Annotated in this window: 23 protein-coding genes; 17 read left to right on the forward strand and 6 right to left on the reverse strand. The window is 69.6% G+C overall.

Annotated elements, in window-relative coordinates:
• The first annotated feature begins 199 nt into the window (after nt 1–199).
• Entirely contained in the window at nt 200–394 is a 195-nt protein-coding gene (locus ACWPXE_RS00860; RefSeq protein WP_454016286.1) for a hypothetical protein, read from the forward strand.
• Between the two features lie 105 nt (nt 395–499).
• Here the strand turns inward: ACWPXE_RS00860 and ACWPXE_RS00865 are convergent, their stop codons facing one another.
• Nucleotides 500–2422, reverse strand: coding sequence for an O-linked N-acetylglucosamine transferase, SPINDLY family protein (locus ACWPXE_RS00865; RefSeq protein ID WP_454016287.1), 1923 nt, complete (start codon nt 2420–2422; stop codon nt 500–502).
• Between the two features lie 189 nt (nt 2423–2611).
• Nucleotides 2612–3295, reverse strand: a complete 684-nt coding sequence (locus ACWPXE_RS00870; protein ID WP_145704657.1) for an HD domain-containing protein — start codon at nt 3293–3295, stop codon at nt 2612–2614.
• A 226-nt stretch (nt 3296–3521) separates the two neighbouring features.
• Here ACWPXE_RS00870 and ACWPXE_RS00875 point away from each other — a divergent pair, with 226 nt between their 5' ends.
• Both ACWPXE_RS00875 and ACWPXE_RS00880 read left to right on the forward strand, forming a co-directional pair.
• Nucleotides 3522–4448 (forward strand): ABC transporter ATP-binding protein, encoded by a 927-nt coding sequence (locus ACWPXE_RS00875; protein ID WP_454016288.1) that lies wholly within the window; start codon nt 3522–3524, stop codon nt 4446–4448.
• Entirely contained in the window at nt 4445–5218 is a 774-nt protein-coding gene (locus ACWPXE_RS00880; RefSeq protein WP_014242063.1) for an ABC transporter permease, read from the forward strand. Before ACWPXE_RS00875 ends, ACWPXE_RS00880 begins: the two co-directional genes overlap by 4 nt.
• Nucleotides 5219–5237: 19 nt before the next feature.
• Here the strand turns inward: ACWPXE_RS00880 and ACWPXE_RS00885 are convergent, their stop codons facing one another.
• The 4 genes from ACWPXE_RS00885 to ACWPXE_RS00900 form a co-directional block, all read right to left on the reverse strand.
• Nucleotides 5238–5747: a GFA family protein gene (locus ACWPXE_RS00885; RefSeq protein ID WP_454016289.1), complete on the reverse strand. Its 510-nt coding sequence runs from the start codon at nt 5745–5747 to the stop codon at nt 5238–5240.
• A 182-nt stretch (nt 5748–5929) separates the two neighbouring features.
• Nucleotides 5930–7213, reverse strand: coding sequence for an amidase (locus ACWPXE_RS00890; protein WP_454016290.1), 1284 nt, complete (start codon nt 7211–7213; stop codon nt 5930–5932).
• Nucleotides 7214–7239: 26 nt separating this feature from the next.
• A complete protein-coding gene (locus ACWPXE_RS00895) occupies nt 7240–8640 on the reverse strand; it encodes an amidase (RefSeq protein ID WP_454016291.1) in 1401 nt (466 codons plus the stop codon).
• Nucleotides 8641–8741: 101 nt separating this feature from the next.
• Complete coding sequence (locus tag ACWPXE_RS00900) at nt 8742–9371, reverse strand: isochorismatase family protein (RefSeq protein WP_454016292.1); 630 nt, start codon at nt 9369–9371, stop codon at nt 8742–8744.
• Nucleotides 9372–9717: 346 nt separating this feature from the next.
• On the opposite strand from ACWPXE_RS00900, the gene ACWPXE_RS00905 reads away from it, so the two are divergent.
• From ACWPXE_RS00905 to ACWPXE_RS00970, 14 genes are all read left to right on the forward strand, one after another.
• On the forward strand, nt 9718–11301 hold the full coding sequence (locus ACWPXE_RS00905; protein ID WP_454016293.1) for an ABC transporter substrate-binding protein: 1584 nt from the start codon (nt 9718–9720) through the stop codon (nt 11299–11301).
• A 2-nt stretch (nt 11302–11303) separates the two neighbouring features.
• Nucleotides 11304–12242: an ABC transporter permease gene (locus tag ACWPXE_RS00910; RefSeq protein ID WP_014242069.1), complete on the forward strand. Its 939-nt coding sequence runs from the start codon at nt 11304–11306 to the stop codon at nt 12240–12242.
• Nucleotides 12243–12246: 4 nt separating this feature from the next.
• Nucleotides 12247–13134, forward strand: a complete 888-nt coding sequence (locus tag ACWPXE_RS00915; protein WP_454016294.1) for an ABC transporter permease — start codon at nt 12247–12249, stop codon at nt 13132–13134.
• A gap of 11 nt (nt 13135–13145) precedes the next feature.
• Nucleotides 13146–14219: an ABC transporter ATP-binding protein gene (locus ACWPXE_RS00920; RefSeq protein WP_454016295.1), complete on the forward strand. Its 1074-nt coding sequence runs from the start codon at nt 13146–13148 to the stop codon at nt 14217–14219.
• On the forward strand, nt 14216–15349 hold the full coding sequence (locus ACWPXE_RS00925) for an ABC transporter ATP-binding protein (RefSeq protein ID WP_454016296.1): 1134 nt from the start codon (nt 14216–14218) through the stop codon (nt 15347–15349). Before ACWPXE_RS00920 ends, ACWPXE_RS00925 begins: the two co-directional genes overlap by 4 nt.
• A gap of 10 nt (nt 15350–15359) precedes the next feature.
• A complete protein-coding gene (locus ACWPXE_RS00930; RefSeq protein WP_035680138.1) occupies nt 15360–16013 on the forward strand; it encodes an isochorismatase family protein in 654 nt (217 codons plus the stop codon).
• A 107-nt stretch (nt 16014–16120) separates the two neighbouring features.
• Nucleotides 16121–17167 (forward strand): AbrB family transcriptional regulator, encoded by a 1047-nt coding sequence (locus ACWPXE_RS00935; RefSeq protein WP_454016297.1) that lies wholly within the window; start codon nt 16121–16123, stop codon nt 17165–17167.
• A 64-nt stretch (nt 17168–17231) separates the two neighbouring features.
• On the forward strand, nt 17232–17942 hold the full coding sequence (locus tag ACWPXE_RS00940; RefSeq protein ID WP_454016298.1) for a GntR family transcriptional regulator: 711 nt from the start codon (nt 17232–17234) through the stop codon (nt 17940–17942).
• 395 nt (nt 17943–18337) lie between these two features.
• Nucleotides 18338–18427: a K(+)-transporting ATPase subunit F gene (locus tag ACWPXE_RS00945; protein WP_237907488.1), complete on the forward strand. Its 90-nt coding sequence runs from the start codon at nt 18338–18340 to the stop codon at nt 18425–18427.
• A gap of 10 nt (nt 18428–18437) precedes the next feature.
• Nucleotides 18438–20147 (forward strand): potassium-transporting ATPase subunit KdpA, encoded by a 1710-nt coding sequence (kdpA, locus tag ACWPXE_RS00950; RefSeq protein WP_454016299.1) that lies wholly within the window; start codon nt 18438–18440, stop codon nt 20145–20147.
• Between the two features lie 13 nt (nt 20148–20160).
• Nucleotides 20161–22290, forward strand: a complete 2130-nt coding sequence (gene kdpB, locus ACWPXE_RS00955) for a potassium-transporting ATPase subunit KdpB (protein ID WP_454016300.1) — start codon at nt 20161–20163, stop codon at nt 22288–22290.
• Between the two features lie 10 nt (nt 22291–22300).
• Nucleotides 22301–22909 carry a K(+)-transporting ATPase subunit C gene (locus ACWPXE_RS00960; RefSeq protein ID WP_454016301.1) on the forward strand — a complete coding sequence of 203 codons (609 nt, stop codon included), beginning with the start codon at nt 22301–22303 and terminating at the stop codon, nt 22907–22909.
• A gap of 87 nt (nt 22910–22996) precedes the next feature.
• The gene (locus ACWPXE_RS00965; RefSeq protein ID WP_454016302.1) at nt 22997–25738 is read left to right on the forward strand and encodes a DUF4118 domain-containing protein; all 2742 of its coding nucleotides are present in this window, start codon (nt 22997–22999) and stop codon (nt 25736–25738) included.
• A complete protein-coding gene (locus ACWPXE_RS00970) occupies nt 25735–26433 on the forward strand; it encodes a response regulator (protein ID WP_454016303.1) in 699 nt (232 codons plus the stop codon). Before ACWPXE_RS00965 ends, ACWPXE_RS00970 begins: the two co-directional genes overlap by 4 nt.
• Nucleotides 26434–26489 lie beyond the last annotated feature (56 nt).

Genomic DNA, 26489 nt, shown 5'->3' on the forward strand with positions numbered 1-26489 from the left:
TCCCCGGCAAACACATACGCAATCATGTGGGAGAAGTCATACCGGAGTATCCAAAATTTTGGTTCGCCAAGCTGACTGTTCCGATCCTAAACGCTTGAGGCAGCTGTAATTTTTCGGTCTTGCTGATCTGCGGGCATAGCGCTTCTGGTATCGGGTATACCACGGCACAATAACCCCATCAGCAAAGAGGAGACACATCATGGCTTACGCTTCCGCCCATCACAGCCATCACGACGGCCTTCTGTCGAACATCGCCAAGGGTGTTACGGAATTCGCCAGCGCTTGGTTCTCGGCCACCCCGCTGTATATCGTATACCAGACGGTGTCGTCCGGCACCTACGCTCCGGCGGCCAGCACCTCCACGCTCGACCTGCCGACGCTGATGCGCGAATGACCGGCGCCAGGGCCTTCCGGCCCCACGACGCGGCGGCCCGCCCATCCGGGCCGGAAAAAAGGACCGACTCCTCCGGAGCGGTCCTTTTTCGTTTTGTGCGCTGTTTTATCCGGCGACGGTGAAGGTTGTCGGCGGCTTGCCTTGGCGCTGGCGCTCCAGCATCGTCAGCAACGCCTGATCGAGAAGGCGCGTGTAGGCGTTCATGTCGAACAGCGTCCCGCCGTCGCGCTCGGCGCGCAGCCTTTTCCGAACGGCGTCGAGACCGGCGCGGTTGTTCGCCCAATGAAGAACCGCGCTTTCGTAGTGCGCCAGGGATTCCATCACGAAGTCGGGAAGGCCCGCGGTGTGGAGCAGACTGGCGGCGACGCGCGATTGCAGCGTGTGTCCCGGGCACGTCACCAGCGGAAGCCCCACCCACAGCGCGTCGCTCGCCGTCGTGTGGGCGCCGTAATGCAGGGTGTCCAGCATCAGGTCGGCGTTCTGGAGCCGGGACAGGTGATCGTCCAGGGTCGGCGCCCAGGGCGCGAAAACGACGCGGTCCGCGGCGATGCCCGCCGATTGGGCGGCTCTAAGCAGGTTCCGCTCGGCCTCCGCCGTCGCATGGGCAAGCCACAGCACCGCTTCGGGGATTTTGTGCAGCAAGGCCATCCAGACGGCCCAGATCTCGGGCGTGATCTTGTAGGCGTTGTTGAAGCAGGCGAGCACGAAGCCATCCGCCGGAAGACCGCAGGCCGACCGCGGCGGGGGCGGCGGGACTCCATGACGCCGGTCCCGCGGCAGGAAGCAGCGCGGCATCCGGGCAACCGCCTCGGTGAAGCCGTTTTCCAGTTCCGGCGGCAGGGAGACGGGATCAGCGACGATGTAGTCGATCCAGGGCGCGCCCATGGTGCCTGGATAACCCAGGAACTGGACCTGCACCGGTGCCGGCCGGGCGGCAAGGATGTGCGGCCGCGGGTGGCCGGTGTAGCCCTTGAGGTCGATCAGAATGTCGACGCCATCCCGCCGGATCGCTTCGGCGGCCTCCTCCGCGGTCAGGGGATCGATGTCGATGAAACGGTCGACGCCCTCGCGGATGCGGCCACGCTCGACGCTGTCGTCATCCGGCCCGTAGGTGTAGGCGAGCACGCGGAAGCGCGAGCGGTCATGCAACTCCAGCACCTCGGCCAGCAGCTGCGCGACCGGATGCTGGCGGAAATCGTTCGACAGGTAGGCGATGGTGGCGACGCCCGTCCTGCCGGGCTTCGTCTTCAGCCGCACCGGCTTCGACCGGATCGTCTGCGCGTGCGCCCGCGCCGCCGCCAGGAGCGACCGGGCGGACACGCGGTGGGACAGCATCATGGAGGCCTGGACCGGCACGCCCTGCGCGGCGATGGAGTCCAGCGCGACCGCGTCGTCGTCGAAGCTGGACCAGTCGCAGGACCGTTGCTTTGTCTGGATCAGTCCAACCGTCGCGGTCGGGTTCCCGGGTGCAATCCTCAGCGCGCGGCGGTAGGCGTCCGCGGCGGCGGCCAGCTTGTCCTGCCCCTTGAGGGCGGTCCCCAGATTGAACCACACCGCCGGGGCGTTCGGCGCCAATGCCGCCGCCTGATGGGCCAGACGCTCCGCCTCCGCAAGGCGTCCCAATTGGAACAGCGCCGCCGAGAGGCTGAGCAGCGTGTCCGGACTCGCCGGGTGCAGCGACCGCGCCTGTTCGAGCATCCCGGCGGCCCGGTCGTAGGCGGCCATCCTGAACAGGGTGTTGCCGATGTTGAGCAGGATTCCGGGGTGATGCGGGTCGCAAAGACGCGCCCGCTCGAACGCGCTCAAGGCGTCGTCGTAGCGCTGGCTTCCGAAGGCGGCGTTGCCGGCCGCCGCATGGAGGTCCCGTCCGAACCCCGCGATCTGCGGAGTCAGGGCGGCGCCCCTGGTCGCTTGTTCGAACAACGTGACGGCGCGCCCCAGATCGCCTTTCTGGGCCAGGGCCAGTGCGTCCGACAGTTTGCGCATGTCCGGCGCGGAGAGACCGCCGGACTGCCTGTTCTTGTTCATGGTCGATACAACCCGGATTGCTTCGGTTCACGCAACACACCGAACCGGGCTGCGCCCGTCGCAGTCCGGTTCGTGCGAGCCGCACCGCCACCGCGACGCGCTCCATAAGGTTATGCTAACGCGGCGCCACCCCGGGGAGGAGAGCGTTGTCGTCGGACCTGCTTCCACACGCGGACCGTGCCGGGACCGTCAGGCGTCCCCGGCGATCTCCGCCAGAAGCTGGACCTGGAAGGACAGCAGGAAAGCCGCCCGCTCCTGCGCCCGCGCCCGGCCGGCCGGGGTCTGCATGGTGTTGGGAAGCAGCAGCAGCTTCGCCTTGAAATGGTCCAGCGCGTATTGCAGGTCGTCCAGCGGGCGGGTCTCGGCCATCGGGTCCTCGCCGTGGAACAGCGCCCGCTTCATCAAGCCGGAGGTGGCGAAGCAGCGGGCGATGCCGATGGCCCCCAGGCTTTCCAGCCGGTCGGCGTCCTGGACCAGCTTCGCCTCGATGGTCAGCGGCGGGATGCCGGCGGAGTAGCTGTGCGCCTCGATGGCGTGGCGGGTGGCGGGGATCAGCGCGTCCGGGAAGCCCATGCCGCGCAGAACCTCCTCCGCCCGGTCCGCCGACAGGCGGGAGGCGCGGCTGCGGTCCGGATGGTCCTTGGGCACGTTCACGATGTCGTGGAGCAGGGCCGCGGCCAGCACGACGAGCATGTCGGGTGGCGGTCCGCCCTCCCGTTCGGCCTCCGCCGCGGCCAGAGCCTTGGCGGTGCGCCAGACGCGAAGAAGATGGTCGATGTCGTGGGCCGGGTCCTCGGCCGCGTTGGAACGCAGCCATGTGGTGATGGAGCTTTCCCAAACATCGACATCGCTGAGCACAACATCTTTTGGCATGAGCGCTCGTCCTCTTTCGTGCTTTTTACATAATATGGGGATGGGCAGGGCTGTTGTCCCGAAATCATTTGTGGGCGGGCATCCCCCACCCCGAATCGGGACTCCCAAATCAGGCCCCCCTTATCCGGAATGGTTGCGTCGCGCCGAATGCCCGATGACCACGGGCCGTCCCGCCGTTAAGGTGACGCCCGCCCGGAACGGGCCGACCGACAGGCAGAGGGGAGACATGCAGCCGATCATTCAGGTGCGTGGGCTGGAAAAGACCTACGCCACCGGCTTCCAGGCGCTGAAGGGGGTCGATCTCGACATCCGCCGCGGCGAGATCTTCGCCCTGCTGGGACCGAACGGGGCCGGCAAGACGACGCTCATCAGCACCGTCTGCGGCATCGTCAACGCCACCGCGGGCACCGTGACGGTCGACGGGCACGATATCGTACGCGACTGGCGCGCCGCGCGCTCGCTGATCGGCCTCGTCCCGCAGGAGCTGACGACCGAGGCGTTCGAAAGCGTCTGGGCAACCGTCAGCTTCAGCCGCGGGCTGTTCGGCAAGCCGCCCGATCCTGCCCACATCGAGAAGGTGTTGAAGGACCTGTCCCTCTGGAACAAGAAGGACAGCAAGGTCATGGCGCTGTCCGGCGGCATGAAGCGCCGCGTGATGATCGCCAAGGCCCTGTCGCACGAGCCGCGCATCCTGTTCCTCGACGAGCCGACCGCCGGGGTGGACGTGGAGCTTCGCCGCGGCATGTGGGAGATGATCGGGCGGCTGCGCGACAGTGGCGTGACCATCATCCTGACCACCCACTACATCGAGGAGGCGGAGGAGATGGCCGACAGCATCGGCGTCATCTCCAACGGCCGCATCGTGCTGGTCGAGGACAAGGCCGCGCTGATGCGCAAGCTCGGCAAGCGGCTGTTGACCCTGCAGCTCCAGAACCCGCTGGGGTCCATCCCGGCGGAGCTGGCCGGCTACCCCCTGACCCTGTCCGGCGACGGGCGTGAGCTGGTCTACAGCTTTGACACGCAGGACGACCAGACGGGCATTGCCCGGCTTCTCCGCAAGCTGGGCGACCACGGCATCGATTTCACGAACCTGCACACCGAGGAAAGCTCCCTCGAGGAGATCTTCGTCAGCCTTGTGAAGGAGCGGGCATGACCTCCCCCATCAACCTTCATGCGGTCAAGGCCATCTACCTGTTCGAGTTGGCCCGCACCTGGCGCACGCTGTTCCAGAGCATCGCGGCGCCGGTCATCTCGACCTCGCTCTACTTCATCGTCTTCGGGGCGGCCATCGGCGGGCGCTTCACGGCGGTGGACGGGGTGAGCTACGGCGCCTTCCTGGTGCCCGGCCTCGTCATGATGTCGGTGCTGACGGAAAGCGTGTCCAACGCCTCCTTTGGCATCTACATGCCGCGCTATTCCGGGACGATCTACGAGGTGCTGTCGGCGCCGATCTCGGCCTTCGAGACGGTGCTCGGCTATGTCGGGGCGGCGGCGACCAAGTCGATGATCCTCGGCGTGCTGATCCTGCTGACCGCCCGGCTGTTCGTGGACTACTCGATCCAGCACCCGTTCTGGATGGTCGCCTTCCTGGTGCTGACCTCGGTCACCTTCAGCCTGTTCGGCTTCATTCTGGGTGTCTGGGCGGACGGCTGGGAGAAGTTGCAGATCGTACCGATCCTGGTCATCACGCCGCTGGCCTTCCTCGGCGGCAGCTTCTACTCGATCAGCATGCTGCCGCCGCTGTGGCAGAAGATCACCCTGTTCAACCCGGTCGTCTACTTGGTCAGCGGCTTCCGCTGGAGCTTCTACGGCCAGGCCGACGTGCCGGTGGGGATCAGCCTCGCCATGACCGCGCTGTTCCTGGCACTCTGCCTGACGGCGGTCTGGTGGATTTTCCGCACCGGCTACAAGCTGAAGAACTGACCGGTCCGGACGGCGGGGATCACGCCCCGCCGTCCGGTTTCCCGCTGCCCGACTTTCCTTTGTCCAGCATCCCGTGGGCACGGTGCCACTCCTCCAGGGATTCCGGCGGGTAGTCGTCGCTGCGCTCGTCCCCCGGCCCCGCCTCGACCGGGACCCAGTTGGCCTTCGACCCCAGCATCATGTGGACGTGGGCCGGCGCCTCCGGCAGGGGGCTGTCGATTGCGCTGGCGAAGGGGTGGACCAGCTCCGGCCAGCGCGGGTCGCTCACCCACAGGGCGGAGCCGCAGCGCGCGCAGAAGCGCCGCTCGCCGGGGCTTTCCTCCCCGTCGATGCGGGCGTGGAAGACGGTGATGTGCTCCGCCCCCGTCACCGCCAGCGTGTCGGCCTTGGCCCCCAGATTGATGGCGTAGCCGCCCCCGCCCGCCGTCTTGCGGCAGATCGAGCAGTAGCAGCGCAGGTAGGGGGCCGGCGCGTAGGCGTCCACCGAGAATCGCACCGCGCCGCAGTGGCAGGACCCGTCCAGCTTCATCCGTCCTCTCCTCCGATCCTCGGGCGCCCGGCCGCGGCGCCGCATCCGTCCAACCCTCCCGGTTCGGGAAAGTTTCCGAGGGACGCGGCGTCGTTTCAAGTCACGGATGGCAGTAGGGCAGGCAATCGCATGCGCGCCTCATGAACCCTCTCCCCTCCGGGGAGAGGGGATTTCGCCGGCTCTCAGACGTCGACCACCGGGGCCATCGCCTCGGCCATCGCCAGCAGGGCGGCGTCCTGGAAACGCGGCGCCACCAGCTGGACCCCCACCGGAAGCCCGCGCGGCCCGCGGCCGCAGGGCATGGCGAGGCAGGGGACGTGCAGCACCGTCCAGATCGAATTGAAGATGTGATCGCCCGTGCTGTGCAGCCCCTCCGGCGCTTCGCCCGGCGCGGGCGGGGTCAGGATCACGTCGATGGACTCGAACAGGGCGGCGAAGCGCGGCCGGCAATTGTCGGCGACGTCGTAGGCCTCGGTCAGGGTGCGTGCGGTGATGCCGTGGTTGTGCTCGCAATGGTCGGCCAATTCGGGATGCAGCCGGTGGCGGTCGCTGAGGTAAAGGTCGAGGAAGGAGGCCCGCCCCTCGCCGCGGCGGATCACGTCCTGCACCTCGGCCAGGGTCGAGAACGCGTCCGGCAGCTCGAAGGGTACGACCACCGCTCCGGCCTCCTCAAGCCGCCGGGCAGCGAGCAACAGCGCCGCCTCGCCCGCCGGCTCGATGCGCGACCAGACGGGGGAGCGGCAGAGCCCGACGCGCAGGCCCGCCAGGGTGACCGGCGGAGTCGCGCCCATGCCCTCCAGTTGGAACGCCTCGGCCATCAGCGCGAGGTCCGCGACCGAACGCCCGTACCAGCCGAGCGTGTCGAGGGACACCGCGTAGTGCTTCATCCCCTCGCGGCTGACCACGCCCCAGGTCGGCTTGAAACCGTAGATGCCGTTGAAGGCGGCGGGACGGATGTGCGAGCCACCGGTCTGGGTGCCGAAGGCCAGCGGCACATGCCGGTCGCCGACCGCCGCCCCCGACCCGGAGGAGGAGCCGCCCGGCGTGTGGGCGAGGTTGACCGGGTTGCGCGTCGCCGCCTTGCGCCCGCCGGAGGCGAACTCCACCGTGTCGGTCTTGCCCAGCAGGATGCCCCCGGCGCTGCGCGCGATGGACACGCAGGCGGCGTCGCGGGCGGGCCGGTGGCCCTGGAAGATCGGCGAGTTCTGGGTGGTCGGCAGGTCGGCGGTGTCGATCACGTCCTTCACGCCGAAGGGCAGGCCGTGCAGCGGGCCGGCGGCGGGACGCTTGTCGGCCTCCCGCGCGGCGGCCAGCGCCAAGGCGGGATCGACGGTGATCCAGGCGCGCACCTCCGCGTCGCGGGCCGTGATGCGCTCCAGGCAGGAGCGGATCAGCGCCTCGCTGGTCAGGCGGCCGTCGCGGATGGCGTGGGCGGCCGCGCTGGCCGTGAGTTCGAACGGTTCCATGGCGGGTCCTTTCGGTGAGTCAGACGTCAGGCGGGCAGGGCAGGGCGCTGGCGGTGGTGGTCGGTCACCGCCTGGAACGCCATCCCGGCGCGGAAGACCAGGGGCTCGTCGAACCAGCGCCCGACGATCTGCATGCCCACCGGCATCCCGTCGCCGTCGAAGCCGCAGGGCACCGACATGGCGGGCAGGCCGAGCGCGCCGAAGCCGTAGGTGAAGCGGCTGACCGCCCGCGTCGCCTCGATCATGTCGGCGCTGTCGTAAATGCGCGGGGCCACGATGGGGGTGGTCGGGGTGAGGATCAGGTCCACCCGCTCGAACAGCGTGCGGAACCGCAGCTTCCAGGAGGCCAGCCAACGCCGCGATTCCGCGTACTGCACGCCGCTCACCGGCAGGCCGAGCTGCAGGCGGCGCAGCACCTCCGGCCCGATGGACTCCGGGGCGGTCTCCATCTTGTCGAGGTGGTATTGCGCCATGTCGGCGACGAGCAGCGAGAAGGCGGTGCGGGCCTGTGCCACCTCCGCGTCCTCGATGGTGATGTCCACCAGAACGGCGCCGGCCCTCTCCAGCACCGTCGCCGCCGCGCGCACCCGCTCCGCCACCGCGGGCTGGAGGGTGTCGAAGTAGAAGTTGCGCGGAAGCCCGATGCGTTTGCCGGCGATCCCCGCCTTCAAATCCGGCAGGAAATTGCCGAGCGGCACGTCGACCGAATTGGGGTCCTCCAGGTCGTAGCCGGCGATGGCGGCGAAGGCGCGCGCCACGTCGGCGACCGAATAGGCCAGCAGGCCGACGGTGTCGAAATCGACGCTGCACGGGATCATGCCGACGTTGGACACCCGGCCGACGCTGGGCCGCAACCCGACCACCCCGCAGAGCGCCGCCGGGATGCGGATGGAGCCGCCGGTGTCGGTGCCGATGGAGACCCGGCACAGCCCGGCGGCAACCGAGGCCGCCGAGCCGCCGCTCGACCCGCCGGGCACCCGCCCGGTGTCCCAGGGATTCCGGCAGGGGCCGTGATGCTCGTTCTGGTTCGTCGAGCCCAGGCAGAATTCGGACAGGTTGTTGCGCCCGACCAGGATGGCGCCGGCGTCGCGCAGGCGGCGGATCAGCGGAGCGTCCCGATGCCCCATCCGGGCGAAGCGTTCGGAGGAGCCGTAGCTGGTCGTCTCCCCGGCCAGTTCGAAGCAGTCCTTGACGGTGACGGTCACCCCGTCCAGCAGGCCGGGCCAGTCGCCCGCCGCCCGTGCCTCGTCCTGCGCCCGCGCCCGGTGGATCGCCCCGCCGGCGTCCACCGCCAGCAGGGCGTTGACGATCGGGTTCAGGCTCTCGATGCGGGTGAGGCGGGCGCGGGTCTCCGCCTCGCTGACGCCGGGCATGGAGGGGCTGCCGCCGCCGGACCGGGCCGGATGCGTTGTCGAAAGTTCGGACATGCGTTGCTGCTTTCCGCTCGCGTGCCGGATGGCTTCGGACGAACTGCTCCGGCGACGGCCTGTTGAGTCGCTTCGTTGCGCTTAGGGACGGAACCGCCGGATCAGGCGGCGTCCGCCATCGCCAGATGGGCGATGACCGTGTCCAGCGGCATCACGTCGGCGTACTTCTTGCCCATGTCGAACAGGTTGGCGCGGTGCGGCTCCTCCGCCCGGTCGCCGACGCACTCCTCCACGATGATCGGGCGCAGCCCGTGGGCAGAGGCGTCGATCACGCTGGCCCGCACGCAGCCCGAGGTCGTGCAACCGGTGACCAGCAGCGTGTCGACCGCGTTCGCCCGCAGCCAGGACGACAGGGCGGTGCCGAAGAAGGCCGAGGCGTGCTGCTTGCGCACGATGAACTCGTTGGGCAGCGGTGCGACCTCCGGAGCGAAAGCGACGTCGGGCGAGTCGGCGGTCAGGGTCAGCAGCGACGGAATCTTCTCGCCGAACGGGCCGATGCCGCCCGGAGCCTCCGGCGCGATGAAGCAGGCGTGGGCGATCGGCATGCCCAAGGGACGAACATGTCCGAGCAACTTTCCCGTGGCGGTGATGGCGCTGTTGATGTTGAAGCCGCCGAAGGCGTCCTCGCGCGTGAAACCGATCTGGAAGTCGATGATGAGGAGGGCGCACTTGCGACCGAAGCCGAGCGGCTTGCCGATGCCCTGGCGCTCGTAGATGGAAAGATCGCTCATTTCAGGAGGTTCCTTCTTCCGCTGCTGCGCCGCATTACGGGCGCCCAACCAGCATACAACGAGGTTTTTTTGCATTCAAAGTCCATAGTTTCACCATTTCAAACCCGTCTCTGCCCGCCTTTTGCGCAGATATGCATATTGCTGTATTCATAAGCAATGCCACGAAATCCATCATTAAACGGCTGATTTAAAATGATTTATACGCGGACTGCGACAGCCTGTCGCAGGGTGGCACGATTCCTGCGAATTTGGTCGGGCATAAGGGTCCAGCGCAGATTGTGTGCAAAAATAGACCGGACAAATCTCAGCGCTGCCCGTAAAATCTTTGACACAGAGGAGCAGGCTTATGGACGGGATCAATCGCAAGGAACGGGCCGGCCGGATCGAACGGAGCGGCGTCAACCGCCGCCAGTTCGGCACTTTGCTGGCCGCCGGCGCCCTGGTGGCGGGCAGCGGCTGGCCTCTGCCGGCGTCGGCGGCGCCGCCGGTCCTGCGGGTGCGCATCGGCAGCGACATCGGCAACCTGGATCCCGCCCGCATCTTCCAGATCGAGAACCAGACGGTCGCCACCCAGATCTTCAACGGGCTGGTCAAGTATGACGAGGCGAGCAACGCCATCGTCCCCGACCTCGCCACCGGCTGGGACATCTCCGGCGACGGCACCGTCTACAGCTTCGCCCTGCGCAGCGGCGTCACCTGGCACAAGGGCTTCGGCCCCTTCACCTCCGACGACGTGAAATTCTCGTTCGAGCGCGTGCTCGACCCGCAGACCGGCAGCAGCTACAGCGGGCAGCTCGCCTCCATCAAGTCCATCGAGACGCCGTCCCCCGACCGGGTGGTCATCACGCTGAAGGAGCCGAATTCCGGCTTCCTGCACAAGGTGTCGGCCTTCAATCAGGGCTGGATCGTCAGCCGCAAGGCGCTGGGCGAGATCGGCGACAAGGCCTTCGCCCTCAACCCCATCGGCACCGGCCCCTTCGTGTTCCAGAACTGGGCGCCGGGCCGCGAGGTCAAGCTGTCCGCCAACAAGGACTATTTCGCGGGCGCGCCCAAGGTCGAGGAGGTGCAGTTCCGCGTCATCAAGGACGAGACGGCGGCGGCCATCGCCCTGGAGAATGGCGAGATCGACATCTTCTTCGGCCTGCAGCAGCCGGAGGTCATCCAGCGGCTGAAGGGCGGCGGTCTGGTCACCGTGCACGACCGCGACGCCAACCACACGATCAACCTCGTGCTCAACACCTCGATCAAGCCGCTGGGCGACGTGCGGGTACGGCAGGCGATCTACCACGCCATCAACCGCAAGGCGCTGATCGACGGCTTCTTCAAGGGCACCAAGTCGGAGGCCAGCGGTTTCCTCACCCCGGCGTTCCAGGAATTCACCGATCAGGTCCCGCTGTTCCCCTACGACCCGGCGAAGGCCAAGGCGCTGCTCAAGGAGGCCGGGGTGGGTTCCTTCACGCTGGACCTCGTGGCGCCGGGCGCCAACCCCTACGACAAGATCGTCGTGCCGATCGCCAGCGACCTCGCCGCCGTGGGCATCGACGCCAAGATCAAGGTGCTGGAGCGCGGCGCCTACCTCCAGGCGCGCAACAAGGGCACGGTGCCAACCTGCATCACCGGCGTCGTCGGCGCCCCCGATCCGGACAGCCCGATCCTGTCGCTGTTCGCCAAGCCCTCCTTCCCGCCGGGCCTCAACACCGCCCATTACGAGGGCATCGAGGACATGATCGCCGCCGCCCGGCAGGCCCAGGGCGACGCCGCCCGCAAGGAGGTCTACGGGAAGATCCAGGCCAAGGTGATGGGCGACGTGCCGGTGATCCCGCTCTACGCCGACCACCTGTTCATCGCCCACACCAAGAAGGTCTCGGGCTTCGTCCAGAACTCCCTGTTCACGATGAGCGCCTATCCGGTCTCGCTGCTGGAGGCGTGACGATGGACCGGCTTCTTCGCCAACTCTCGCAGCTCGCGATCACGGTGTTCGGCATCGTGACCGTGACCTTCTTCCTGGTCCGGATGATCCCCGGCGACCCCGCCCAGTACATGCTGGGCGACTACGCCACCGAGGAGGCGCTGGCGACGCTGCGCGCCCAGCTTGGGCTCGACCAGCCGGTCTACGTGCAGTACGGGCTCTACGTGCTGCGCGCCGTCACCGGGGATTTCGGGTCGTCGGTGGTCACCGGCCGCCCGGCGCTGGAGGAGATCCTGTTCAGCCTTCCCGACTCCGCGATCCTGGCCTTCGCCGGCCTCGCGGTGGCGGTGGCGATCGGCATCCCGCTCGGCATCCTCACGGCGGAGCGCCAGGGATCGTGGAGCGACATGCTGATCATGATCGTCGCGCTGTTCGGCATCTCCTTCCCGGTCTTCTGGCTCGGCCTCGCCTCGGTCCTGCTGTTCTCGCAGGAGCTGAAATGGTTCCCGGCGCTGGGGGCCAGCTCGGGCGGCGGGTTCCTCACCCACCTGCACCATCTGGTGCTTCCGGCCGGCGTGCTGGGCATCTCAGTCGCGGCCTACATCACCCGCCTGACCCGCTCGGCGATGCTGGAGGTGCTGGGCCAGGACTGCATCCGCGTCGCCCGCGCGATGGGCGTGCCGGAGCGCCGGGTGGTGTGGCGGCTGGCGCTGAAGAACGCGCTGGTGCCGATCCTCGCCATCGTCGGGGTGACCTTTGCCTGGTCGCTGGGCAGCGCCATCCTGATCGAGGTGGTGTTCAGCCGGCCCGGCATCGGCTCGATGATCCTGAAGGCGGTCTCGGCCCGCGACTACCAGCTCGTCCAGGCGGGCGTGCTGGTGCTGGCCGTCGCCGTCGTCCTCGTCAACAGCCTGCTCGACCTCGCCTACGGGCTGGTCGATCCGCGCCTGTCTACACGGTGACCCCATGGCAGCCACAGCAACCCTCTCCGCCTCCGCTTCGGCGCGGCGGTCGTCCCTGATGCGCTACTTCCGCCATCCGGGCTTCCTGATCGGCGTGATCCTGCTGACCCTGCTGCTGATCGTGGCGGTGGCGGCCCCGTGGATCGCCCCGATGTCGCCGCTTGAGACCGACCTCGCCAACACGCTGGCCCCGCCCTCGGCGGCTCATCTCCTGGGCACCGACCAGTTCGGGCGCGACGTGCTGTCCCGCCTGATCTGGGGCACCCGCATCTCTCTCCAGGTCGCCGTCGCGGTGATGGCGCTGTCGCTGTCGCTGGGGATAGTGATCGGCGCCGTCGCCGGCTTCTTCGGCGGCTGGGTCGAGCGGGTGACCGTCTCGATCATCGACATCCTGCTGGCCTTCCCCGGCTTCCTGCTGGCGCTGGCGCTGGTGGCGGCCCGCGGCTCCTCACTGGAATCCGTCATCATCGCCGTGGCGCTGGCCTTCACGCCGCGGGTCGCCGCGGTGATGCGGGCGGTCGTGCTGACCATCAAGCCGCGCACCTACGTCGAGGCGTCGCGGGCCATTGGCATGGGCACGATGCGGCTGCTGTTCCTGCACGTCGTGCCGAACAGCCTGCCGCCGGTGATCGTGGTCGCCACGGTCAGCGCCGCAACCGCCATCCTGGCCGAAGCGGGCCTGAGCTTCCTCGGCCTCGGCGTCCAGCCGCCGGCCCCGACCTGGGGCAACGTCATCGCCGACGGGCAGAGCTTCCTGGCCTCCAACCCGCTGATCTCGCTGTCGGCGGGGATCTGCATCGCGGTGATGGTGGTCGCCCTGAACCTGCTGGGGGACGGCCTGCGCGACACGCTCGACCCGCAGATGCGCCGTTCGTCGGGGCGTGTGCTGTGAGGACGCCCCCCATGCCAAACAAGGCCATGCCGAACCTTCACCCAGTGGCGCCGGTGGCTCCCGTCGCCCCCGCCACGGCTCCCCGCCCGGTCGCGCTGGAGCTGCGCGACCTGACCACGGTCTTTCCCGGCGACGACGGACCGGTCACCGTCATCGACGGCGTGTCGCTCGCCGTGCGGGCCGGCGGCACGCTGGCGGTGGTCGGCGAGTCCGGGTCGGGCAAGTCGATGACCTTCCTGTCGGCGCTCGGCCTCGTCGCGGCGCCGGGCCGCGTCCGCCGCGGGGAGGTGCGGATCGACGGCGCCGACATCCTGCACCAGCCGCCGGAGCGGCTGCGCCGCCTGCGCGGGGCGGTCATTTCGATGATCTTCCAGGACCCGCTGACCGCGCTGAACCCCGTCTTCACCATCGGCGAGCAGATCGTCGAGGTGCTGCGGGCCCACCAGCGCATCGGCCGCTCCGCCGCCCGCGCCCGCGCCATCGAACTGCTGGCCCGCGTCCAGATCCCCGACCCGGCGCGGCGGGTGGACGACTACCCGCACCAGCTCAGCGGCGGGCAGCGCCAGCGCGTGCTGATCGCCATGGCCATCGCCCTGTCGCCGAAGATCCTGATCGCCGACGAGCCGACCACGGCGCTCGACGTGACGGTGCAGGCGCAGATCCTCGACCTGCTCGCCGACCTCCAGGCGGAGACCGGCATGGCGCTGGTCCTCATCACCCACGACCTCGGGCTGGTCGCCAGATACGCCGACGACGTGGCGGTGATGTACGCCGGGCGGCTGGTCGAGACCGGCTCCATGGAGGAGGTCTTCACCAAGCCCCGCCACCCCTACACCCGCGCGCTGTTCCGCAGCATCCCCCGCCTCGACGGCCCGGTGGACGAAGAGCTTCCGGCCATCGAGGGCCAGCCGCCCAACGTCGCCCGCCTGCCGCCGGGCTGCGCCTTCGAGCCGCGCTGCACGGTCGGCCGCGGGCGGGCGGACTGCTGCACCCGGCGGCCGCTGCCGCTGGCCGGCGACCGCTCCGGCCACCGCAGCGCCTGTTTCCACGAAGACCTGCCCGACCGGAAGGAGGCCATCCGATGAGCGACACCCTCTCCGCACCGCCTCCGGCTCTGGAACTCGTCGACGCCACCCGCGTCTTCACCCGCCGCGGCGGCCTGTTCAAGAAGGCCGGCAAAGCGGTGCGGGCGGTGGACGGCGTGTCGCTGACCATCCGCGCCGGCGAAACCCTCGGCCTCGTTGGGGAAAGCGGCAGCGGCAAGAGCACGCTGGGCCGCCTCGCCCTGCGGCTGGTCGAGCCGACCAGCGGGCGGCTTCTGGTCGACGGGCGCGACGTGACCGGCGTGTCGAAGGCCGAGATGCAAGCGATGCGGCGCGACATCCAGATGGTCTTCCAGGACCCCTACGGATCGCTCGACCCCCGCGTCACCATTGGCCAGAGCATCGCCGAGCCGCTGAAGGTTCACGGGCTGTGGGACGGCGATGGGCCGCAGAAGGTCGCCGGGGTGATGAGCCTCGTCGGGCTCGACCCCTCGCACGCCGACCGCTACCCGCACCAGTTCTCCGGCGGCCAGCGCCAGCGCATCGGCATCGCCCGCGCCCTGACGCTCGACCCCAAGATCCTGGTGCTGGACGAGCCGGTGTCGGCGCTCGACGTGTCGATCCAGGCGCAGATCATCAACCTGCTCCAGCGCATCCAGCGGGAGCGCGGGCTGTCCTACCTGTTCATCGCCCACGATCTGGCGGTGGTCCGTCACGTCAGCCACCGCATCGCCGTGATGTATCTCGGCAAGGTCGTGGAGATGGCGGAGCGCGACAACCTCTACCGCCGGCCGCTGCACCCCTACACCGTCTCGCTGCTGGCGGCGGTGCCCATCGCCGAAGTGCGGATGCGCAACCGCCGCCGCACCTCGGTGACGATGGGCGAGATCGGCTCGGCCACCAACGTGCCGCCGGGCTGCCGTTTCCACCCGCGCTGCTACCGGGCGCGGCTGGTCGCGGCGGCGGGCAGCGTGCCCACCGAGCGCAGCGGCGACGCCCTGCTGCCGCGCGCCTGCCTGATCGACCAGCCCGCGTTGAAAGCCTGCGGCGGCGCCGATCAAGTCGCCTGCCATTTCCCCGAAACGCCGGAGACACGGTCCGAGGTCGCCGCGGCGGTCCTTCAGGACATCGGCTATCCGCCCATCCGCACCATCCCCCTGCAATCGGCTTAAGGATCACCCCATGTTCAGCGTCACCGACGAACTCAAGGACAACTATTCCGGCGTCTTCCAGAACCGGATCGGCTTCGGGCGGAAGGCCGCCATCATCTCCATCGACTTCATCGACTTCTACACCCAGCCCGGCGCCCCCTTCTTCGGGCAGGGTGTGGTGGACGCGACGATCGCCAGCGTGCCGCTCTACGCCGCCGCCCGCCGCGCCGGCCTGCCGGTCATCTACACCAAGGTCGTCTATGACGCGGCCGGGACCGAAGGCGGCATGTTCGTCAAGAAGATCCCGGCGTTGCGCGCCTTCACCGCCGACAACCCGCTGGCCGAGTTCGACGCCCGCGTGACGCCGGAGCCGCAGGACGTCGTGCTGGTCAAGCACCATTCCTCCGCCTTCTTCGGCACGCCGCTCAGCACCATGCTGCGCGTGATGGAGTGCGACACGGTGATCCTCACCGGCTGCTCGACCAGCGGCTGCGTGCGGGCGACGGCGGTGGACGCGGTGTCCCACGGCTTCCGCGTCATCGTCCCCGCCGAATGCGTGGGCGACCGCCACCAGTCCCCGCACGATTCAGCCCTGTTCGACATGAACGCCAAGTACGGCGACGTCCTGCCGGTGGCGGAGGTGATGGCCTACGTCGAGAAGCAGGCCGAGGCCGTGGCCGCCTGATCCCGTTCCTCCGTCCCTGACCCCATCCGAACTGTCCATCTGAACTGTATGGAGCGGTGGCGCGCCCGCGGCCGACCGGCGGGCGCGCCCCTGAGCAATCTGCCGACATGATGTCCCTTTCCAATCCCCTCCAGTGGTGCCTGCTGGTGGGGTCGACCCTCCTGTTCACGGCCCTGTTCATGGTGGCCGGCCTTCCCGGCGCGACGCTGCTCGGCCCGATGGCGGCGGCGATCCTGCTGGGGGTGCGCGGCGCCTCCATCGAGCTGCCCAAGCGCTTCTCCTGGCTGGCCCAGGCGCTGACGGGGGGCGTCGTCGCCCGGTCCATGGACGTGACCATCCTGCACGACGTGGCGCTGCACTGGTTCCCCATGCTGATGGCGCTGTCCACGATGCTGGCCGGCGCGGTGCTGGTCGGCTGGCTGCTGGAGCGGTCGGGCCGCTTTCCCGGCGGCACCGCCTTGTGGGGGACCATGCCGGGCGCCGCCCCGGCGATGATCGCCATGGCCGGCGATTTCGGCGGCGACCCGCGCTTCGTCGCGGTCATGCAGTATCTGCGGGTGATCGTGGTGGTCGTCCTGGCCTCGCTCGTCTGCCATTTCGTGCTGGGCAGCGTTCCGGTCCCGATCGCCGCTCCTGGCGCTGTTCCCGCGCCGTCCGCCTCCGTCGCCTCGACGCTGGCGCTGGTGGCGGTCGCGCTGGCCGGCGGCTGGGCCGGCACCGTGACGCGGCTTCCGGCGGGCGCGCTGCTGGGGCCGATCCTGCTCGGCGGCACGCTCAACATGACCGGGCTGGTGGTGCTGGACTCGCCGTCCTGGCTGATCGCCGTCGCCTTCACGATCATCGGCTGGACGACCGGCCTGCGCTTCCGGCGGGAGCTGCTGCGCGATCTGGTGGCGTCGGTGCCGCTGATGCTGCTGTCCACCTTCGGTCTGGTGGCGATGTCGCTCGGCTCGGCCTGGCTGCTGGTCACGCTGACCGGCAAGGACCCGCTGACCGCCTATCTGGCGACCAGCCCCGGCGGGCTGGATTCGGTGACGGTGGTGGCGCTGGGCAGCGCCGCCGACGTGCCCTTCATCCTCACTTTGCAGACGCTGCGGCTGTTCGGGACGATCCTGATGAGCGTTCTGCTTGTGCGATTCCTGCGCCGCCGATAGAACGCGGTCTCTTGCCTCGCCATTTTCCAACCGCCGGCACCCGAAGCTCCGGCCGGAGGACACCGTGACCCCGTTCAGCGATGAGAAGGCGACCGGGACCGTCCGGTCCGAGCAGGTCGGCTCCATCATGACCGCCCTGCGCAACCGGGTGCTGGAGGGCAAGCTGCTCCCCGGCACCAAGCTGAAGGAGGCGGAGCTGGCCGCCCAGTTCGGCGTGTCGCGGACCCCGATCCGCGAGGCGCTGGTGGCGGCGGAGCGGGAGGGGCTGGTCACCTACGAGACCAACCGCGGCTACACGGTGCGCCAGTTCACGCGGCGCGATCTTCTGGAAAGCTATGAGATGCGCAGCCTCCTGGAGGGGCACGGCTGCCGCATCGTGGCGGAGCGCGGCCTGCCGCTCGACGTGGAGCGGGCGCTGCGCAACGGCCTCGACCGCGCCGAGGCGCTGATGTCCGGCGACAGCCCGCTGGAGGGGGAGGCGCTGGAGCAGTGGCGCCTGCTGAACCAGCGCTTCCACACCACCCTGATGGGGCTGGTGCCGAGCGGGCTGTTCAACCGCTCCTTCCAGACCGTCTACCGGGTCCCGAAGATCTACGACGTCCTCGAGATGGAAAAGGACGGCCCCACGCTGCGCCAGTACAACGAGGAGCACCGCCGCATCCTCGATGCCATCGCCCGCCGCCAGAGCGGGCGTGTGGAGTTCCTGATGCGGGAGCATCTCCAGGGGCCGTGCGATATGCTGCTCCGCCGGATGGAGGAGACGCCGGGCGGATGAGGGGAGTGCCGCTGTGCTGACAGTGCCCCCACCCTAACCCTCCCCGCTATCGCAGGGGAGGGAACTTGATTCTCCCTCCCCTGCGCAGCGGGGGAGGGCCGGGGTGGGGGCAAGAACTCTGCCTTTTTATACACTTCCCCTCCCGTCATATACGCCCCCTATATTCTCCACCCCCCACCGCCCCCTCGATCTATACGCGCCTCGGGCGCAGCCTGATCGTGCCGGACACAGCCGTGCCGGCATCCGATCCACGCTGACGCGCGCCCGGTTCCAGCCGGGTGCGCCCCCGGAGGCAACCATGCTGGACATCATCGCTCTGGCGATCACCGCGGCCTTCTTCGCCGCGTCCATCGCCTATGTGCACGCCTGCGACCGCTTGTGAGGGAGGGCGGGCCATGATCGTCGATTACGCGCTCGGCGGCCTCGTCGTCGCCGGGCTGCTGGGCTACCTCGTGTACGCCCTGATCCGCCCCGAACGGTTCTGAGGAGACTCCCATGACCGTCAGCGGCTGGATTCACATCCTGCTCTTCGCCGCCCTCGTGGCCGCCGTGGCGCGCCCGCTCGGCGGCTACATGACGCGGCTGTTCAACGCGGAGCGCACGCCGCTTTCGCCGCTGCTCGGCCCCGTCGAGCGCGGACTCTACCGCTTGGCCGGGGTGGACGCGAAGGCGGAACAGCATTGGGTGACCTACGCCGTCGCCATGCTGCTGTTCAACGCCGCCGGGCTGCTGCTGCTCTACGCGCTGCAGCGCCTCCAGGGCATCCTGCCCCTGAACCCCACGGGCATGGCGGCGGTCCCCGCCGATCTCGCCTTCAACACCGCCGCCAGCTTCATCACCAACACGAACTGGCAGAATTACGGCGGCGAAAGCACGATGAGCCATCTCGTGCAGATGGCCGGGCTGACCGTGCAGAATTTCGTGTCGGCGGCGACCGGCATCGCGCTGGCCGTGGCGCTGGTCCGCGGCTTCACCCGCAGCGGGGCGCGGACGGTCGGCAATTTCTGGACCGACCTGACCCGCGGCACGCTCTACCTGCTGCTGCCGCTCAGCCTGCTCTACGCGCTGTTCCTGGTCTGGCAGGGCGTGCCGCAGACGCTGGCCGGGACGGTGGATACCACCACGCTGGACGGCGTCAAGCAGACCATCGCGCTCGGCCCCGTCGCCTCGCAGGAGGCGATCAAGATGCTGGGCACCAACGGCGGCGGCTTCTTCAACGCCAACTCCGCCCATCCCTTCGAGAATCCGAACGCCCTGACCAATCTGGTGCAGATGCTGTCGATCTTCGCCATCGGCGCCGGGCTGACCAACCTGTTCGGGCGCATGGCCGGCGACGAGCGGCAGGGCTGGGCCATCCTGGCCGCCATGGGCCTGCTGTTCGTTATCGGCGTCGCTGTCGCCTACTGGGCGGAAGCCCAGGGCAACCCGGCCTTCGCCGCTCTCGGGCTGGACAACGCGGCCGGTAACATGGAGGGCAAGGAGACCCGCTTCGGCATCGCCATGAGCGCCCTGTTCGCCGCGGTGACCACGGCGGCCTCCTGCGGAGCGGTCAACGCCATGCACGACAGCTTCATGCCGCTGGGCGGCATGGTGCCGATGGTCAACATGATGCTGGGCGAGATCATCGTCGGCGGCGTCGGGGCCGGTCTTTACGGCATGCTGCTGTTCGCCATCGTCACCATGTTCGTCGCCGGGCTGATGGTTGGGCGCACGCCGGAGTATCTGGGCAAGAAGCTTGAGGCGAAGGAGGTCAAGATGACCATGCTCGCCGTGCTCTGCCTGCCCTTGATGATGCTCGGCGGCACCGCCTTCGCCGTGGTGCTCGACACCGGCCTCGCCTCGCTTGCCAACGCCGGACCGCACGGCTTCTCGGAGGCGCTTTACGCCTACGTCTCGGCGGCGGCGAACAACGGCAGCGCCTTCGGCGGGCTGTCGGGCAACACGCTCTGGTACAACCTGACGCTGGCCGCCGGGATGCTGGTGGGCCGCTTCCTGGTCATCGTGCCAATGCTGGCGGTCGCCGGCTCGCTCGCCGCCAAGACACGCAGCGCGGCGTCGGCCGGCACCTTTCCGACCCACGGCGGCCTGTTCGTCGGGCTGCTGGCCGGCGTCATCCTGATCGTCGGCGGCCTGACCTTCTTCCCGGCGCTCGCCCTCGGCCCGGTGGCCGAGCATCTGGCGATGCGCGCCGGCCTCCTCTTCTGACCGGGGACCCTCCATGGACACCCATTCGAAAACCGCCACCCGCACTCCGGCCTCCACGCTGCTGGACCCGGCCATCCTCCTGCCCGCCATCGCCGGCTCCGTCCGCAAGCTCGACCCGCGGGTGATGGCCCGCAACCCGGTGATGTTCTGCGTGGAGGTGGTGGCGGCGCTGACCACGCTGCTGTTCCTGCGCGACCTCCTGACGGGCGCCAGGCTGACGGGCGCCGGGGGGATCGGCTTCTCCCTGCAGATCGTGCTGTGGCTGTGGTTCACCCTGCTCTTCGCCAACTTCGCGGAGGCGGTGGCGGAGGGCCGCGGCAAGGCCCAGGCGGCCAGCTTGCGCCGCACCCGCACCGAGACCACCGCCAAGCGGCTGGCGGGCGAGGGCTGGGAGAGCGTTCCGGCCACCCTCCTGAAGCCCGGCGACCTTGTTCTGGTGGAGGCGGGCGACCTCATCCCCTCGGACGGCGAGGTGGTGGAGGGCGTGGCCAGCGTCAACGAGGCGGCGATCACCGGCGAATCCGCCCCGGTCGTCCGCGAATCCGGCGGCGACCGCTCGGCGGTGACCGGCGGGACGCAGGTGATCTCCGACTGGATCACGGTGCGGATCACCGCGGCCCAGGGCAACACCTTCCTCGACCGCATGATCGGGCTGGTCGAGGGCGCGCAGCGCCAGAAGACGCCCAACGAGATCGCGCTCAACATCCTGCTGGCCGGCATGACGGTCATCTTCGTCATCGCCGTGGCGACCATCCCCAGCTTCGCCGCCTACGCCGGCGGGTCGGTCGGGGTGCTGGTGCTGGCGGCGCTGTTCGTCACGCTGATCCCGACGACCATCGGCGCGCTGCTGTCGGCCATCGGCATCGCCGGCATGGACCGTCTGGTCCGCTTCAACGTGCTGGCCATGTCGGGCCGGGCGGTGGAGGCGGCGGGCGACGTGGACACGCTGCTGCTCGACAAGACCGGCACGATCACGCTGGGCAACCGTCAGGCGTCGGAGTTCCTGCCGATCGCCGGCGTGGCCGACCGCGATCTCGCCGACGCCGCCCAACTCGCCTCGCTGGCCGACGAGACTCCGGAGGGCCGCTCCATCACCGTCCTGGCGAAGGAGAATTACGGAATCCGCGCCCGCGACATGGCCGGTCTGCACGCCCGGTTCGTGCCCTTCACCGCCCAGACGCGGCTGAGCGGCATCGACAGCGACGGCGTGACGATCCGCAAGGGTGCGCTGGACGCGGTGCTGTCCCATGTGCGGAATCATGGGCAGAGCGTCGCCAACCAAGGCAACACGGTGACCGCGCTGCGCCCCGATCCCGCCCTGGAGGCGGCGGTGCGCGAGGTCCAAGCCATCGCGGAGCGCGTCGCCAAGTCCGGCGGCACGCCGCTGGCCGTCGCCCGCGACGGCAGGCTGCTCGGCATCATCCACTTGAAGGACATCGTCAAGGGCGGCATCCGGGAGCGCTTCGCGGCCCTGCGCCAGATGGGCATCAAGACGGTGATGATCACCGGCGACAACGCGATGACCGCCGCCGCCATCGCGGCGGAGGCCGGGGTGGACGACTTCCTGGCCCAGGCGACGCCGGAGATGAAGCTGCAGCTGATCCGCGACGAGCAGGCGCGGGGCAAGCTGGTCGCCATGTGCGGAGACGGCACCAACGACGCCCCGGCGCTGGCCCAGGCCGACGTCGGCGTGGCGATGAACACCGGCACCGTCGCGGCGCGCGAGGCCGGCAACATGGTCGACCTGGACAGCGACCCGACCAAGCTGATCGAGATCGTGGAGATCGGCAAGCAGCTGCTGATGACCCGCGGCGCCCTGACCACCTTCTCCATCGCCAACGACGTGGCGAAGTATTTCGCCATCATCCCCGCCATGTTCCTGGCCTTCTACCCGCAGCTCGGCGCCCTGAACGTGATGGGGCTGGCCAGCCCGGAGAGTGCCATCCTGTCGGCGATCATCTTCAACGCGCTGATCATCGTGGCGCTGATCCCGCTGGCGCTGCGCGGCGTCGCCTACCGCGCGGTGGGGGCGGCCCGGCTGCTGCGCCGGAACCTGCTGATCTACGGGCTGGGCGGCCTGATCGTGCCCTTCGTGGGGATCAAGCTGATCGACCTGCTCGTCACCGCCATTGGCCTCGTGTGAGGAACCCGCCATGATCAAGGAACTGCGCCCCGCCCTCGTCATGATCGCCGCGCTGACCGTGGTGACCGGGCTGGTCTATCCGCTGGCCGTCACCGGCATCGCCCAGGCCGTCTTCCCGCATCAGGCCAACGGCAGCCTGATCGAGCGGAACGGGACGGTCGTCGGCTCCGCCCTGATCGGCCAGAGCGTGACGGGGGAGGGCTATTTCCACGGGCGACCCTCCGCCACGCTGGGGCCGGACCCGTCCGACCCGTCGAAGAGCGTGCCGGCGCCCTACAACGCCGCGGCCTCCGGCGGCTCCAACCTCGGCCCGACCGCCCAGGCGCTGGCCGACCGGGTGCGCGCGGAGACGGAGCGGCTGAAGGCCGAGAATCGCAACGCCCCGGTGCCGGTCGAGTTGGTGACGACCTCGGCCAGCGGCCTCGACCCGCATCTGTCGCCCGCCGCCGCCGATTTTCAAGTCCCCCGCGTCGCCCGTGCCCGCGGCCTGTCGGAGGCCCAGGTCCGCGCCCTGGTCACCATGAGCACCGAGCCGTCGCCGCTGGGACCGCTGGGGGAGCCGGTGGTCAACGTGCTGCGGCTCAATCTCGCCCTCGACGCCGCCACGGCGACGCATTAGCTGAAGGTCAACAGGCGGCCCCGCTCCGTCTCCCGCGCGGGCAGGGGAGGGGCAGGGGCCGCCGATCCGTTCCGAAAGCCGCCCCCGATGCCGAACGACCGAACCGCCGCTGCCGCCCGGCCTTCGCCCGAAGCGCTCCTGCGCGAAGCGGCGCGGGAGGGGCGCGGGCGGCTGAAGCTGTTCCTGGGCGCCGCCCCCGGCGTCGGCAAAACCTACGAGATGCTGCTGACCGCCCAGGCCAAGCGGCGCGACGGGGTGGACGTGGTGGTCGGCGTGGTCGAGACGCATGGCCGACGCGAGACCGAGGCGCTGCTCGCCGGGCTGGAGGTCATCCCCCGCCGCAAGGTCGAGTACAAGGGCCGCCGGCTCGACGAGATGGACCTCGACGCCATCCTCACCCGCCGCCCGGCCATCGTGCTGGTGGACGAGCTGGCCCACAGCAACGCCCCCGGCAGCCGTCACGCCAAGCGCTACCTCGACGTTGAGGAGATCCTCGCCGTCGGGATCGACGTCTACACCACCATGAACATCCAGCATGTGGAGAGCCTTAACGACGTCGTTGCCCGGATCACCCGCGTCCGCGTGCGCGAGACGGTGCCGGACTCCATCCTCGACCGGGCCGACGACATCGAGGTCATCGACATCACGCCGGACGACCTGATCCAGCGGCTGAAGGACGGCAAGGTCTATGTCCCGCGCACCGCCGAGCGGGCCATCCGCCATTACTTCTCCCCCGGCAACCTGACGGCGCTGCGCGAACTGGCGCTGCGCCGCACCGCCCAGCGGGTGGACGAGCAGTTGCTGACCCACATGCAGGCCCACGCCATCGCCGGCCCCTGGGCGGCGGGGGAGCGGCTGCTGGTCTGCGTCAACGAGGACCCGGCCTGCGCTGCCGTGGTCCGCTACGCCCGCCGTCAGGCGGAGCGGCTGCGCGCCCATTGGACCGCACTGCACGTCGAGACTCCGCGCAGCCTGCGCCTGAGCGAGGCCGAGCGCGACCGCATCGCCGACGCGCTGCGGCTGGTCGAGAAGCTGGGCGGCGAGGCGGTGACCATTCCCGGCGGCGACGTCGCCGGCGCGGTGGTCGAGTATGCGCGGACCAACAACGTCGCGCACATCGTCATCGCCAAATCCCACCGCGGCCCCTGGGCGGAGCTGCTGCGCAGCTCCATCGCCCTCCGGCTGATCCGGCAGGCCGGCGGCATCAGCGTTCATGTCATCGCCGACGATGCCGAGGAGCCGATCCCGCCCAAGACGGTGCGCACCGCGGTTCCCCGGCGCCCGGCGCTGTCCGGCTGGCCCTACGCCGCCGCCACCGGCTATGTCGCGCTGGCGCTGGGCGTCGGGAAGGTGCTTCAGCAGGTGCTCGACGTCAGCAACGTCGCGCTGGTCTTCCTGACGGCGGTGTTGGCCAGCGCCGTGACCGGCGGGCTGGGGCCGTCGCTCTACGCCTGCGTCGCCAGCACCCTGGCCTTCAACTACTTCTTCCTGAACCCGCTCTACACCTTTTCCATCGCTGATCCGGAGAACATCGTCGCGCTGTTCTTCTTCGCGGTGGTCGCGGTGATCGCCAGCAACCTGACCGCCCGCGTGCGCGCCCAGGCGATCACCGCCCGGCTGCGCGCCAAGACGACGGAGGATCTCTACGGCTTCAGCCGCAAGCTGGCCGGCGTGGTCACCATGGACGACCTGCTGTGGGCGACCGCCCACCAGATCGCGGCGATGCTCAAGGTGCATGTGGTCCTGCTGCTGCCCGACGGCGGCACCGTGTCCGTCCGCGCCGGCTACCCGCCGGAGGACGAACTGCGCGAGGCCGACCTCGCCGCCGCCGTCTGGGCCTGGGAGAACAACCGGCCCGCCGGGCGCGGCTCGGACACGCTGCCCGGCGCCAAGTGGCTGTTCCTTCCCCTGCGCACCGGGCGTGGTCCGGTCGGGGTGGTCGGCATCGACACCGACACCGCCCGCACCGGCAAGCCCGGCGCCCTGCTGACCCCCGACCAGCGCCGGCTGCTCGACGCGCTGACCGATCAGGCCGCGCTGGCCATCGAGCGCGTCACCCTGGCGGAGGACGTGGACCGCGCGCGTCTGGCCGCCGAGACGGAACGGCTGCGCTCGGCCCTGCTGACCTCGATCTCCCACGACCTGCGGACTCCGCTGGCCTCCATCCTGGGGTCGGCGACCAGCCTGACCGCCTACGGCGCCGGGATGGACGAGGCGTCGCGCCGCGACCTCGCCGCCACCATCCAGGAGGAGGCGGAGCGGCTGAACCGCTTCATCGCCAACCTGCTGGACATGACGCGCCTGGAATCGGGAGCCATCCGTCCGCGCACCGGCCCGGTCGATCTGGCCGAGACGGTGGGCAGCGCTCTGGGGCGGGCGGGCCGCATCCTGGCCGGGCACCGGGTGGAGGTCGATCTGGCCGCCGACCTGCCGATGTTGGAGGCGGACGACGTGCTGTTCGAACAGGTTCTCTTCAATTTGCTGGACAACGCGGCCAAATACGCGCCAACAGGCTCGCTGATCCAGGTGGGAGCGTCGCGGGAGGGCGGTCGGGTGCGCATCGAGGTGCGGGACGAGGGCGACGGCATCCCGGCGGCGGATGTCGAGCGCATCTTCGACAAGTTCTACCGCGTCCAGGCCCAGGACCGGCAGCGCGCGGGGACCGGGCTGGGGCTGGCGATCTGCCGCGGCTTCGTCGAGGCGATGGGCGGCACCATCGCCGCCGGCAACCGCAGGGACCGCTCCGGCGCCGTCTTCACCCTGACCATGCCCGCCGCCGCGGCTCTGCCCGGCCTTGAGGAGCCCGGCCTTGAGGAGGGGGCGCTATGAGGTCGGACACCCTGCCGCTGCGCGTCCTGGTGGTGGACGACGAGCCGCCGATCCGCCGCTTCCTGCGCACCACCCTGTCCGCCCAGGGCTACGACATCGCCGAGGCGGAGGACGGGGCGGGCGCTCTGGAGGCGGTGCGGCGGCGCCCGCCGGACCTGCTGGTGCTCGACCTTGGCCTGCCGGGGATCGGCGGGCTGGAGGTGATCCGCCGCCTGCGCGCCGACGGGGTGGCCGCCCCGATCATCGTGCTGTCCAGCCGTGCCGACGAGGCGGGCAAGGTGGAGGCGCTGGACCTCGGCGCCGACGACTATGTGACCAAGCCCTTCGGCATGGACGAGCTTCTCGCCCGCATCCGCGCCGCCCTGCGCCACCGCCTGCAGCAGCAGGGGGAGCGCCCGCTGTTCCGCAGCGGCGACCTCGCCGTCGATCTGGTCCGACGGATCGTGACGGTCCGCGGCGCCGAGGTGAAGCTCTCGCCCCGCGAATACGACCTGCTGCGCCTGCTGGTCGCCCATGCCGGCAAGGTGCTCACCCACCGCCTCATCCTGAAGGAGGTCTGGGGCGCGGACACCGACGTGCAGTATCTGCGCATCTACATCCGCCAGCTCCGCCAGAAGATCGAGGCGGAGCCGGAGCGCCCCTCGCACATCCTGACCGAGACCGGCGTCGGCTACCGGCTGCGCGCGCCGGATTGATCCCGCCCTCACGTCCGTTGCAACCCACCGCTGCACGCTAAACCTGCTGCGCCGTG

Source organism: Azospirillum sp. Marseille-Q6669, from assembly GCF_965111635.1.